The 13381-nt window shown below is 41.8% G+C and carries 8 protein-coding genes; 7 read left to right on the forward strand and 1 reads right to left on the reverse strand.

The genetic code is table 11. From position 1 onward, the window contains the following. Positions 1–445: 445 nt before the first annotated feature. The 3 genes from cobW to V7L20_RS04275 all read left to right on the forward strand — a co-directional run bounded on the left by cobW (position 446) and on the right by V7L20_RS04275 (position 5754). Complete coding sequence (cobW, locus tag V7L20_RS04265; RefSeq protein WP_334742868.1) at positions 446–1504, forward strand: cobalamin biosynthesis protein CobW; 1059 nt, start codon at positions 446–448, stop codon at positions 1502–1504. A gap of 420 nt (positions 1505–1924) precedes the next feature. Beyond that, complete coding sequence (locus V7L20_RS04270; RefSeq protein ID WP_334742869.1) at positions 1925–2899, forward strand: helix-turn-helix transcriptional regulator; 975 nt, start codon at positions 1925–1927, stop codon at positions 2897–2899. A 191-nt stretch (positions 2900–3090) separates the two neighbouring features. Next, a complete protein-coding gene (locus tag V7L20_RS04275; RefSeq protein ID WP_334742870.1) occupies positions 3091–5754 on the forward strand; it encodes a TonB-dependent siderophore receptor in 2664 nt (887 codons plus the stop codon). 379 nt (positions 5755–6133) lie between these two features. Here the strand turns inward: V7L20_RS04275 and V7L20_RS04280 are convergent, their stop codons facing one another. After that, entirely contained in the window at positions 6134–6367 is a 234-nt protein-coding gene (locus V7L20_RS04280) for a hypothetical protein (RefSeq protein WP_334742871.1), read from the reverse strand. A gap of 162 nt (positions 6368–6529) precedes the next feature. Between V7L20_RS04280 and V7L20_RS04285 the strand changes: the two genes are divergently transcribed. From V7L20_RS04285 to V7L20_RS04300, 4 genes are all read left to right on the forward strand, one after another. Continuing rightward, complete coding sequence (locus tag V7L20_RS04285) at positions 6530–7540, forward strand: AraC family transcriptional regulator (protein ID WP_334742872.1); 1011 nt, start codon at positions 6530–6532, stop codon at positions 7538–7540. A gap of 192 nt (positions 7541–7732) precedes the next feature. Beyond that, on the forward strand, positions 7733–10456 hold the full coding sequence (locus V7L20_RS04290) for a TonB-dependent siderophore receptor (RefSeq protein WP_334742873.1): 2724 nt from the start codon (positions 7733–7735) through the stop codon (positions 10454–10456). A 29-nt stretch (positions 10457–10485) separates the two neighbouring features. Continuing rightward, the gene (locus tag V7L20_RS04295; protein WP_334742874.1) at positions 10486–11625 is read left to right on the forward strand and encodes a PepSY-associated TM helix domain-containing protein; all 1140 of its coding nucleotides are present in this window, start codon (positions 10486–10488) and stop codon (positions 11623–11625) included. A gap of 677 nt (positions 11626–12302) precedes the next feature. Beyond that, positions 12303–13307, forward strand: a complete 1005-nt coding sequence (locus V7L20_RS04300) for a helix-turn-helix domain-containing protein (RefSeq protein ID WP_334742875.1) — start codon at positions 12303–12305, stop codon at positions 13305–13307. The last annotated feature ends 74 nt before the right edge of the window (positions 13308–13381 follow it).

Genomic DNA, 13381 nt, shown 5'->3' on the forward strand with positions numbered 1-13381 from the left:
TATCATGCTGTTCAAAACCATCAACTATCAATTTTTCTAAGCTAGATAAACTATAACCTAAGATAGATACGTATTAATTAATTTTATATATTTTAATTAGAAATTATCATTTTTTAACATTGTATTAAACTCTGAAAAGAAGATTATTCCTAAAAATCAGGATACTGTTAGGCGTTGATTTGGGTTTCGTTATTATAAATTTATGATTGGATTGGCAGTTTGTTTTTCCTTCTAGTAGCATTTCCTTTGGCAAGCTTTGGTAAAGAATGAGACTTGCCGCGATTAATGACGAATGCCAGTATAGATCGACCATTGATTTTTATGCAAGCAGATCGCAGTTGTGTTAGTATTCATTTGAATTTTAACGCCTGCTGAATATGTGATATCTGCGGTTTGAACAACCTCTAACACATCGCAAAATTAATCAACAAACGACACACTTTATATGCAAAAAATTCCCGTCACAGTAATTACAGGATTTCTAGGTGCAGGCAAAACGACGTTAATTCGCCATTTACTCCAAAATAATGAGGGACGACGCATTGCTGTTTTGGTGAATGAATTTGGAGAAATCGGCATTGATGGCGAACTTTTGCGTGACTGCCGAGTTTGTGACGATGAAGAAGACCCCAACAATAATATTGTGGAACTCACCAACGGTTGTCTGTGCTGTACGGTGCAAGAAGAATTCCTCCCAGCGATGCAAGAATTACTGAAACGACGCGCCAGCCTTGACTGTATGTTGATTGAAACCTCTGGACTAGCACTGCCAAAACCATTGGTGCAAGCATTTCGCTGGCCGGAAATTCGCACAGGCGCAACAGTAGACGGCGTAATTACTGTGGTGGACTGTGAAGCGTTGGCAACTAATCAATATGTAAGTGATTTAGCAGCCCTAGAAGCACAGCGACAAGCCGACTCTAGCCTAGAACACGAAACGCCCATCGAGGAACTGTTTGAAGATCAGCTGGCTTGTGCTGACCTAGTATTGTTGACTAAGAGCGATCGCGTTGATTTGCCAACGCAAGTTAAGGTGCAGGAGTGGCTAAAACAGAACTTATCCCCTGGTGTAAAAGTCATTCCTTGCCAGGATGGGAAAATTAGTAGCGATTTATTACTCGGTTTCAACGCTGCGGTAGAAGACAACTTAGATAGTCGTCCCAGTCACCACGACAACGAAGCCGAACACGAACATGATGACGGGATTAATGCCGTGCAACTACTCTTAGACCAAGCATTTGAGCCGACTGTACTAGTCAAACGCTTGCAAACATTAGTGCAACAGCAAGAAATTTATCGAATTAAGGGATTTGTAGCAGTTCCGAACAAAGCCATGCGTCTGGTATTACAGGGTGTCGGTAATCGATTTGACTACTTTTATGACCGGATTTGGCAACCCCATGAACCGCGTCAAACGCGATTAGTATTGATTGGACGGGAGCTTGAACAGGTTCGCATTGAGTCAATTGTATTGGGGGAGGAAGTCAATGCGACCATCCAATAGTGTTTGGCAAGGAAATATTTGGCTACTGGTAAAACAGCTTTAAGCTGTTACGCATTTAATTTGTATATTTAGTCGTGAGAGTTGTCATTGGTCATTGGTCATTAGTCATTTGTATTTCAAAGGACAGATGACCAATGACAAAGGACGGTCTAAATGCAAAAATGTACAATATAGACGCGCATCAGCTTATCCATAACAATATATTGAGTAATCGGTTACACAGGATGGAAAGGATTTCAGTCATTTGGGTGGGGAGTTGTTATTTGTATTGAACAATTATTTTGACAATTTTTCAACTTGATTGAAGTATGAATTGGGCGATGTCTACGACGGGCTACGCCTACGCACAGATGTAATATATCTAAACAACAGCGATCGCCACCGGAAAGGGCGAGTACGCCATCGCATAGTACACCCACGATGACAATTAACATCACTGTATATGATTTTTGGGATTTGAGAAAAGCAGCAAATCCACAACTCTTAATTGATCCAATTCATCAAGAAGATCGTCTTTGTCGGTATCCTAAAGAACTTGGTTCAGGCTATTATCGCTGGATACCTCTGCGTGAAGGTATTCTCATTGAAATTCTTGAAACCTATTTGCCACAGTCAATCAAGTGGATTACTCATCATCACCAAAACAGTTTAGAATTTGGATTTATTTTAGCTGGAGCGGGACAAGATTATGCTGGACAACCGACAAAGTCAGGAGAAGACTATATTTTTGGCGGTGTGTATCCACAGTCGAATAACAGCATTGATGGAGCAGGTAATCTGAGGTGGGTAAGTTTGATAATTAAACCAGAAACGCTAAGGACGTTGATCGAAAGTTATGGAGAACAACTACCGCAAGATTTAGAAAAAGCGATCGCAGGTGTACCAGAGTATTTTAATCTACGTCCTAGTCTGATTACCCCAGCCAAACAAATCGCGCTCCAGCAAATTCTTCATTGTCCTTATCAGGGACTAACGCGCAAAATGTATCTGGAGAGCAAAGTGCTAGAATTAGTTTCCCTCAAGTTAGCAGATCGAGTAGCAGCACCAACAGAAAAGCTGTTACGGCTTCAAGAAATTGATCGCATCCATCACGCTAGAGAGATTCTATTACAAAATATCAATAACCCACCTTCATTAATTGATCTAGCTAAACAGGTAGGTATTAACGAATACACTCTAAAACGCGGGTTTCGTCAAATTTTTGGGACTACAGTGTTTGGTTACTTATACGACTATCGCATGGAACAAGCCAGGCAATTACTGCTGTCAGGGCAAATGAAAATTGAACAAATTGCTCAAATTGTTGGTTATGTTAACCGCAGTCGCTTTGCGAGTGCGTTTAGGAAAAAATACGGTGTAAATCCCAAAGCGTATCAAATGCAAAAGAATATTTAGACCTATTACTTGTATTAATCTACCCCGAAATTCCAATTAGGGCGCAAAAAAATTCCGTTTTGGAGCCATTTTTTTTACATAAATGCTGTATTGTACTAGCAAGAGCAATTTGAGAAAACTTCTCGACTAACGAGCAAATATTTTTGCTCTGTTGCTAACGCCTGCTCTCTTTATCTTGGTGTGAGGAAAATATGTGGAATTTGCAACTGCCATTGTTGGCGGCTACTTTAGTATCGGTGTTTTTTGCACAGACTGTATTGGCACAGGAAATGAATCCTAGCCAGAATCTCACAGACAACCAAGAAAATCCAAGCTTACACCAGATAAATTTGACAACAACTCATGCAAATAGGAAAATTAGGCAATTAAGTGAGCTAGAACCCGTTTTTACTAGCGCCCAAATGTTATTAGTGCAGTCGCCAACACCTACATCAGAAATTGTCCAAGTTACCCAAGTCAAAGCAAACCCCACCTCCAAAGGTGTGGAGGTAATTTTACAGACATCTAAGGGGCAACAGTTGCAGCTAGTAAATCATTCTACTGGCAATAATTTTATCGCTGATATTCCAAATGCCCAACTGCGCCTACCGTCGGGCGATACCTTTACTTTTCGCTCGAATAAACCAATAGCGGGTGTTAGCGAAATCACGGTGACAAACCTTGATGCCAATACTATCAGGGTGAGTGTCACAGGTGAAGTGAGTCAGCCAGTTGTGGAGTTATTTGATAGTCCAGATGAGGGGATAATTTTCTCTGTTGCAAGTGCTTTATCTGCCACGCCTTCACAGCAGCAACCGCAAACACAACAGCCACAAACTAGTCAGCCAGAGAATCAGACACAACCAACTCAACCATCAGCTTCGGGTGATGAGCCAATTGAGTTAGTAGTGACTGGTGAGCAAGATAATTATCGTGTCACAGATAGTTCAACTGCAACCAGAACCGACACACCGTTGCGCGATATTCCTCAGTCGATTCAAGTAATTCCGCAAGAGGTAATCAAAGACCAGCAAATCACACGGATTAGCGATGCGACCCGCAATGTGTCCGGCGTGTCCCCGTTAACAGGCTTTGCCAATGCATTTGATATCTACACGATTCGAGGATTTACCAACTACAACATTCTGACAAATGGTTTCAAAACCGGCAGCTATCCTCCAGCTACAGCCAGCGTAGAGAGAGTTGAAGTTCTTAAAGGTCCTGCTTCTGTATTGTATGGTCAGATTGAACCGGGCGGTGTCGTCAATTATGTGACTAAGCAACCCTTAAGCGATCCCTACTACGCAGCAGAATTTACAGTAGGTAGTTTCAGTTTTTATCGGGGTACCATCGACTTTTCTGGACCACTCACCACCGACAAAAAATTACTCTATCGCTTGAATGTTGCTTACGAAAATTCCGGCAGTTACCGGGATTTCTATAATTATGATAATTTCACTGTGTCCCCTGTCATCACTTATAAGCCTAGTGAAAACACAGCTCTCACTTTTGAATACCAGTATGGTAGACGACGTGGAGGATTTGATCGCGCCTTTCCACCGAACAGCCCCGCTCTGACGCTTCCCATCACTCGCAACTTCGGAGAGCCTAATGACTTTAACAATCTAGACTATCATCGCGCATCTTTAACGCTGGATCAGCATTTCGGTAAAAGTTTACAACTGCGAAGCGCTCTTTTTTTCCAATCATTTGTTGATAACAGTGCCTATGTCAACATTAACATCATTGAACCAGATGGTCGTACTTTGGAGCGCGACTACTCAGTAAACGACAATCTCCTCACTAAATACTACTCCTGGCAAACTGATTTAATTGGTAAGTTCAACACTGGTTCAATTGCCCATCAACTCCTGCTAGGTTTGGAGTTGAGTCGAAACACATCACCACCTGGTCTTTTATCTAACTATAACTATAGTACTGGCTTAATCAATATTTTCAATCCTGTCTATGGTGCTGGCCGTCCTACAACCCTAGAAAATGCTACTTATTATTCTGGCAAAACCGACACACTAGGTCTTTATTTGCAAGATCAGATAACTCTACTATCTAATTTGAAGTTGCTGGTTGGTGGTAGATACGATTTTGTTGATAGCGTCAATAGTACAAGACCATTAGGTGGAGACATCAATAGCTCTGAGTTTAACGGTAATGCCTTTTCGCCCCGTGTGGGATTAGTCTATCAACCCATAGAGCCGATTTCGCTCTATGCTAGTTACAGCCGTTCCTTTGTTCCCAACACTGGCAGAACGGCTAGTGGAGAAATACTCGAACCTTCTCGCGGTACACAGTACGAAGTTGGTATCAAATCTGAGCTTTTTGATCAACGGCTTTCAGCAACGCTAGCCGCCTATGATATTACCAAAACAAACATACTCACAACAGACCCTAACAATACCGACTTCTCAATTGCGGTGGGAGAAGTGAAAAGTCGAGGGATTGAACTGGATGTAGCAGGAGAAATTTTACCAGGTTGGAAGATTATTGCTTCTGGGTATTTGAATGATGCATTTGTTAGTAAGGATAACAGCATTCCAGTAGGACGCAGACTGGAAAATGCAGCCTATCATGGCGCTTCTTTATGGACAACTTATGAAATTCAAAAAGGTGACTTGCAAGGATTACAGTTTGGTGCAGGTATCTTTTTTGTTGGCGATCGCATTGCCAACCAGAGCGATCCCTTTACTATTCCTTCTTACGTCAGAACTGATGCCGCAATCTCCTACAAACATGATAATTGGCGGGCTGCGCTCAACTTTAAGAATATCTTTGATGTCAAATATTACGACACGAATGGCTACTATGCTTTCCCTCAAGCACCATTGACTGTGCTGGGAACGATTTCATTAGAGTTTTGACCTTAGTAGTTAGAGCCTTCTTCTCAATACATTGGGCGATCGCATTACTACCACCTAAACAACCAACTATATGATAATTAGGAGAAAATATCAATAAATTACAAAGCATTCCCTACTATGTAGCATAATTTACCGTAGGCAGCTTTAGTTTCTATCGCAGTTCTGTAGACTTTTCTGGACCACTCACTGACGACAAAAAATTACTCTATCGCTTGAATCTCGCTTATGAGAATTCTGGCAGTTTCTGAGATTTCAATATGTAAATTCTTGGTGGTTACCCGAATTCAATCAACGACTGCCCGAATTCAATAAACGACTGTCCGAATTCAATAAACGACTACCCGAATTCAATAAACGACTCCCCGAATTCAATAAACGACTACCCGAATTCAATAAACGACTGTCCGAATTCAATAAACGACTGTCCGAATTCAATAAACGACTGCCCGAATTCAATAAACGACTGTCCGAATTCAATAAACGACTGCCCGAATTCAATAAACGACTGCCCGAATTCAATCAACGACTGCCCGAATTCAATAAACGACTGTCCGAATTTAAGAGGTTGTTTGAAAAGTGGTTTGCTGTTGCTTGATTCGACCGCTTCAATCATCGCGATCGCTTCTAGAGTCAGTCTAAACTGATAGCACGCTACAAACAATTTTCAAAACTGCCTCTACCAGACTTGCAAATTCGCAAAGGTATTATTTAACCTAGCAAAAAACATGAGATTATTTTTCAATAAACTTAATAAAAAACTTAATTAACTGCAACAATGACAATTACCCTTTCATCCTCAAACTATGATGAACTATGGGAGCAAAGCTGGCAGAATACCCATCGTTTATACCAATCAGACGACTTCGACGATATCTTTGATTACCCTAAACAGTTAGGAACAGGATACAGGCGATTAATTTGGCTTCAGGATGGGTTTTGGCTTCGCGTTCGGGAATTTGAATGCCGAGAATTTATTTGTTGTGATGATTATGAAGAAGGATGGACGGCATCAGTTCTGACATTTTTTATTTGCGGCGATGCTGGAGTAGTGATTCACAAGACAAACGACTACTTCAACGAAATTGCTGGACAGAATTGTTTCGGATTTGGCTCTGCTATGGAGACAGAAGAGTGGCCTGCCAATCAACGAATCTTCAGAGTCCAGATTTGCATGGAGCCTTCTTTCCTCAAATCATACGGCAGCAACCAGCTTGACTCTCTGCCATTGCAGTTAAAAAATTTGATTGAAGGAAACAAACAGGAAGATTTCAATCTACTGGGAACAACGACTCCAGCGATGCAGCTAGCAATTGGGCAGATTCTAACTTGCCCTTATCGAGGATGGATTAAACAGCGATATCTGGAAAGCAAAGCCCTAGAATTATTAGTTTTGCACTTAGAGCAAACTGTCAAGCGCGAACAGGGTTTAAATTTGGTCACAAACCTCAAGTCTACTGATATTGACCGCATTTATGATGCTAAAAAAATTTTACTGCGGCATTTGGATAATCCGCCATCTTTACTAGACTTGGCAAAGCAAGCTGGAATTAATCACAACAAGCTTAAGCGAGGCTTTCGTGAGATTTTTGGCACAACTGTATTTGGCTACCTGCACGATTATCGTATGGAGAAAGCCCGGCAGTTGCTTTGTGAAGGGAAGTTGAGCGTAGCGACAGTGGCAAATATAGTGGGCTATGCCAATACTGGTCATTTTGCTGTGGCTTTCAAACGCAAGTTTAGCATTAGTCCTAGTGCATGTCGCTTAGGAGAAAAACCTGATATTTAAAATTTATCAAAGATTTAGTCTTCTTAGAGTCGCAAGCGGTCTTCTTGGAGCGGAAATAGTCGCTGAAATCCTGTATGCTCCCTATAACTTGATTATTTGCCAATTAATTTCAACAACTTTGTGAGTCAAAGAGGAAGTTTTCCTGGATGAGTTGCCAAGGAGGGTATTGGCTTTTTTGATGTGTGAGGAGCTATGAAGGTTCAGCGATCGCCTAATTTCTTATTTTTTGTTGTCAGTTTATCTGGATGCATCACGAGTATCTTGATGTCACTTGTTGCTCAACCTGTTTGGGCGCAAAGTACAAGAACTGCTTCTATTACAGCATCCACTAAGGTTAGTGGAAAATCTACTCAACTGATTACCAAAGCACAGGTTATTGAACCAATTAAAAAGATTCAGCAACTCAGGCAGATAAAGCATTTTTTCACCAGCGCTCAACAGTTAGTGCAATTGCCAACACCAGTAACAGTGCCAACTCCTGAATTAGTGCAAGTGACTGGAGTTAAGGCAAATCCTACCTCTAAAGGTGTGGAGGTGATTTTACAGACTAGCAAAGGGCAAGAGTTGCAAATCACAAATCGCAGTGCTGGCAATAATTTTATCGCTGATATTCCCAATGCTCAACTGCGTCTACTTAGTGGTGAGGCGTTCACATTCCGCTCCCAAAAACCAATTCAAGGGGTTAGAGAAATCACAGTCACAAACTTTGATGCCAATACTATCAGAGTAACGGTGACAGGTGAAGCGAGTTTGCCTGCTGTTGAGTTGTATGATAGTCCAGATGAAGGTGTTATATTTTCTGTGGCGAGTGCAGTATCTTCCGCACAACAACCTCAAACGCAACCAAGTCAGCCAGGGAATCAAACACAGCCAAGTCAACCATCGGCACAAAATGATGAACCAATTGAATTGGTGGTAACGGGTGAGCAAGATGGATATAATATACCAGATGCTTCATCTGCAACTAGAACTGATACACTCATCCGCGATATTCCTCAATCGATTCAGGTAATTCCCCGCCAGGTGATTGAAGACCGGGTAGTTACCAACCCCGATGATGCAGTTAGAACAGTGAGCGGTGTGATTCCATCCAATCCCTCCTATGAAGGAGGGTTAAGTGCCTTTTCTATTCGGGGCTTTGATTATGGCTCGAATGTTCTTAGAAATGGTGTCAGAGATATCGATTTCGGCTCAATATCTAGAAACGATCTCACCAATATAGAGCGCGTTGAAATCTTGAAAGGCCCGGCTTCTGTGTTATATGGTCAGGGATCTTTAGGTGGCGCAGTGAATATTGTTACCAAACAACCATTACGTGACCCTTTCTATAACCTTGAGTTTCTCGCTGGAAGTTACGACCTCTACCGGGGTGCAGTAGATTTTTCCGGGCCACTCAACGATAGCCGCACTGTGCTATATCGCTTAAATGCTTTTTACCAAGACTCAAATACCTTCATTGACTTTAGTCGTAATAATCGTTGGTTAGTCAATCCGGTTGTTAGCTGGCAGATTAGCCCTAATACCAAACTGACTATCGAAGGAGATGTGTCGAAAACGGTAAATCAAACTTCTGCCGGCTTACCTGCTGTGGGTACAGTGCTGCCCAATCCTAATGGTAAGATTCCCATTAATCGCTTTATAGGTGAACCAAATGACATCGAGACTGCCTCGTTTGCCAGAATTGGGTACGACTTGCAGCATCAGTTTAGCAAAGATTGGTCAGTACGAAATGTATTTCGGTATGAAGTTTTAAAAAGAGGAGGGGCTGAATTTACTGCTGGTAGCAGCCTTGACCCTAATGGTCGAACTCTTAGCCGCTTTTACTTCGACGATCCAAACCCAAAAACAGATGATACCATAAACGGCTTTATTGTGGCGACTGACTTAACTGGTAAATTCCAAACTGGGTCGATTAAACATACACTTTTGTTTGGAACCGAGGTATACAACACCAAACGCACAAATAATGAGTATATCTCCGGCGATGCTGCACCGCTTGACCTGTTCAACCCTGTCTATGGCTCTCCCAGAGGTGCTATTGAAGATAGAGGTAATAGTACTCAATCAGGGGGGTTTGTTGGGGTTTATCTTCAAGATCAGATTGCTTTAGCAGATAACTTGAAATTAGTGCTAGGCGGACGGTATGACTGGGCTAATCAGGACTCGAAAGATTTGATCACAGACACAAAAACTAGCCAATCTGATCAAGCTTTTAGCCCACGGGTCGGGATTGTCTATCAACCCCTACCGCCAATTTCCCTTTATGCTAGCTACAGTCGCTCGTTTAACCCTAACAGTGGCACTGATGCCAATGGCAATTTATTCGAGCCAGAAAGTGGAACTCAGTATGAAGTGGGCATTAAGGGAGATTTGAGTAACAAACTGTCTGCAACTTTGGCATTGTTTGACTTAACTCGCTCTAACGTGCTGACGACCGATCCCAATAATTCTAACTTTTTGATCCAAACTGGCAAACAACGCAGTCGCGGTATTGAGTTGGACATTAGTGGTGAAATCTTGCCAGGATGGAGCATTGCGGCTGGTTATGCCTACATTGATGCCCGCATCAGCGAGGACAACGATTATCCTGTAGGCAATCGCTTGGTTAATGCGCCAGAAAATTCCTTCGGCTTGTTCACATCCTACAAATTTCAATCCGGTAGTTTACAAGGATGGGGGTTAGGCTTGGGTTTATTTTATGTTGGCGAAAGAGAAGGGGATCTGAATAATAGTTTTACCCTACCGAGCTATTTTCGCACTGATGCTTCTATTTTCTACAAACGCGATCGCTTGCGAGCTGCTGTCAGCATCAAAAATCTCTTCAACGTTGATTACTACGAATCATCTTCTGACATTCTAAGAGTCTTTCCAGGCGAGCCACTGACGGTACAGGGAACAATTTCGTGGCAGTTTTAACCCCAATAGAATACAAAGGAGTATTCTTTATGCATTCAAAAAAACTCCGAGACTTTGTATTCAGGCTACACCGTTATATCGGGTTAGTTGTAGGTCTGATTGCAATTATCATCGGTCTAACAGGTAGTTTGTTAGTCTTTCATGATGAGATTAGTGATTTTTTATTGCATCGTCAAATTGCAACGATTACTCCTGGTGGCGAACGCTTGCCTGTGGAAGTTATCCTTAATCAGGTGAAAATATCGTATGCAAATCAACCAGGCGTAACAATTGATCGGATTTATATATCTGCAAAGCCAAATGCTCCGGCGGTCGTTGTTCCCAGGAAACAGGACACCGATTTGGCTGAACTCTATGTCAATCCTTATACCGGAGTAGTTATTGGAAACAGTCAGGAAATTTTTTCAGAAAAATTTTTTTATGCTGTCTACGAACTCCACTACAGTTTGTTAGCAGGCAAAACTGGATATGCGACCGCTGGGATTGCTGCCTTATTGATGTGTATCCTCAGTATTACAGGCATCCTCCTCTGGCCTGGTTGGAGAAAACTGTTCAACGGCTTCAAAATCAAACTTGATGCTCATCCGAAACGGGTTAACTTTGATATTCACAAAGTAGCAGGTATTGTTACAGCTATATTTATTGCTCTTACAGGCTTCACTGGTTTCTGCTGGAATTTCTCTGATTTTACTAAACCCATCATCTATGCAGTGACATTTACCCACAAGCCAGCATCGGAACCTGTCTCTGTACCTGTTGCTGGTAAAACTCCACTGCAACTAACAGATCAATTAAAAACTGCTCGTGCTACATTCCCAAATGCAATGTTGGGTACAATTTACTTTCCTCGTAAACCAGAAGATGCTTTGAGTATTCGCTTTAAGTTGCCCCAGGATGATGATGAAAATGGGCAAAGCTATGTTTATCTCGACCAGTACAGTGGTAAAGTGTTGCGAGTGGATAACATACTGGAGATCCCGTTGGGCGATCGCATTCTCAATTCATTTACTCCCTTACACTACGGTACTTTTGGAGGATTGCCTACACGCATTCTCTACGTGTTCGTAGGACTTGCGCCGTTAATTTTGTTTATTACTGGCTTGGTGATGTGGCGGTATCGCAAAAGACCTACAACTAATTTACTCACAGAAGCATTCACGCAAAAGTAGAAACGCTGCGATTTTATCTGTTAAAAATTTTTACATAATCAAGAGAATTGCCAGCAAATCTTTACCTGTGCTGATCAGAGTGTTGTTACCGTTTTGGCTGATGATCGAGTTGCCAAGGTTAAACCATCAGTTATACCAATTCTCTAAAATAAGACAACAGATGTAAGCAGGGATTGCCTTGCTACATCTAAATTTCTCAATTGCGAACTTGTACTGAGCTTGTCCTGAGTTTAGCCCGAGCTTGTCCTCTTGGTAGTCGTAAAGCCTGCGGCATAGCTACGCTTAGGGCGCAGCCTAAGAAGAGAAGGGCAAAGTCGAGGGGCGTAGTCGTAAAGCCTGCGGCATAGCTACGCTTAGGGCGCAGCCTCTGGTAGAGTTGGGCATAGCCGAAGTATTGCGAACTTGTACTGAGCGTAGCCGAAGTATTGCGAATTGGTATTAAACTGATGCGATCGCTTTCTTCAAACTTAATAATTGTTGCAATGCCATGCCCCTTAGGGAAAGCAAGCTACGCGTAGCGGCGACCACAAAAGAAGCGGGAACACTTCAATAAAAGAGACATTTTCTTTCTCTGCGTCTTCGTGATGATACATAGATATATTTTTACATCATCAGTTAGCCAAAAAAATTATGAGATAATTTCTCAAGAATATTGAGAAAAAGCTTAATTGACTAAAATGGCGAAAGTTTATACAAGTGCCCAATGGGCTGAAATTTGGGAAGAAGGCTTACAAACTAAAAAGATTACTTACTATTCTGATCAGATTGAAAGCGTTGAGATTTGGCAGCATCTACTCATAAAAGGTCAAATTAGTAACATTCCACTTTGTCTGGGACTGCGAGCAGACATTGCTAATTTGGAGTTACCAGAGACTGTTGGTTGGGATTTTGTGGATGGTGATACCTACATGACTCTGGTTTTTCGTAGCGCAGGGGTACTGAAAGAGGAAATTGAAGATATTTGCGAACAACCTGGAGAAAGCTATTTATCCTACAGCTTAGGAGAAGTCAGAGAGATTGAGAAATTGATGGCCGGACAAAATGTCAATGTCAGAGTCCGTTTGGAACCGCATCTGCTGAGATTATTGAGTATGGGTCAGGAAGCATATTTACCCAGCAAACTCAAACCATTTTTGGAAACAGATACACCACCTTCTTTTCATCAATCACTCGGCAAAATGACCCCGGCAATGCAATTAGCATTACACCAACTGCTTCACTGTCCGTTTCAGGGAATCATGCGACGTACTTATTTAGAAGCTAAGACACTGGAACTAATTACCTTACAATTTGCTCAACTGTTTAATGATGGTACACCCTCCCAGCAATTGGTTAATTTTAAGAAAAATGATGTTGAGCGCATCTATCAAGCCAAAGATATTTTGCTTCGAGATATTACCAACCCACCCTCATTAATTGAATTAGCAAAACAAGTAGAGTTAAACGATCGCAAACTCAAGCAAGGATTTCGTCAAATTTTCGGTACAACAGTGTTTGGATATCTGCATGATTATCGTTTAGAAAAAGCTTGTCAATTCCTTATGGAAGGACGGATGAATGTAGCTCAAGTGTCCTATGCTGTGGGATTTGCCAATAGAGGTTACTTTGCTGCTGTATTCCGCAAAAAGTTTGGTATGAATCCCAGCGATTATCAAGCACAATGGCAAAAACAGTCCGGCTAGCGATCGCTTTTGACCCTGTAGAGATCACCTGAAATCAGAAAATGCCCTATTGTACCTAAAAGTTATTGAAATTG

The sequence above is a fragment of the Nostoc sp. genome (genome assembly GCF_036916735.1).
Taxonomy (GTDB): Bacteria; Cyanobacteriota; Cyanobacteriia; order Cyanobacteriales; family Nostocaceae; genus Nostoc.

Coding starts and splice junctions, on each gene's coding strand:
- cobW (WP_334742868.1), top strand. CDS start 446: ATGCAAAAAATTCCCGTCACAGTAATTACAGGATTTCTAGGTGCAGGC.
- V7L20_RS04270 (WP_334742869.1), top strand. CDS start 1,925: ATGACAATTAACATCACTGTATATGATTTTTGGGATTTGAGAAAAGCA.
- V7L20_RS04275 (WP_334742870.1), top strand. CDS start 3,091: ATGTGGAATTTGCAACTGCCATTGTTGGCGGCTACTTTAGTATCGGTG.
- V7L20_RS04280 (WP_334742871.1), bottom strand. CDS start 6,367: ATGATTGAAGCGGTCGAATCAAGCAACAGCAAACCACTTTTCAAACAA.
- V7L20_RS04285 (WP_334742872.1), top strand. CDS start 6,530: ATGACAATTACCCTTTCATCCTCAAACTATGATGAACTATGGGAGCAA.
- V7L20_RS04290 (WP_334742873.1), top strand. CDS start 7,733: ATGAAGGTTCAGCGATCGCCTAATTTCTTATTTTTTGTTGTCAGTTTA.
- V7L20_RS04295 (WP_334742874.1), top strand. CDS start 10,486: ATGCATTCAAAAAAACTCCGAGACTTTGTATTCAGGCTACACCGTTAT.
- V7L20_RS04300 (WP_334742875.1), top strand. CDS start 12,303: ATGGCGAAAGTTTATACAAGTGCCCAATGGGCTGAAATTTGGGAAGAA.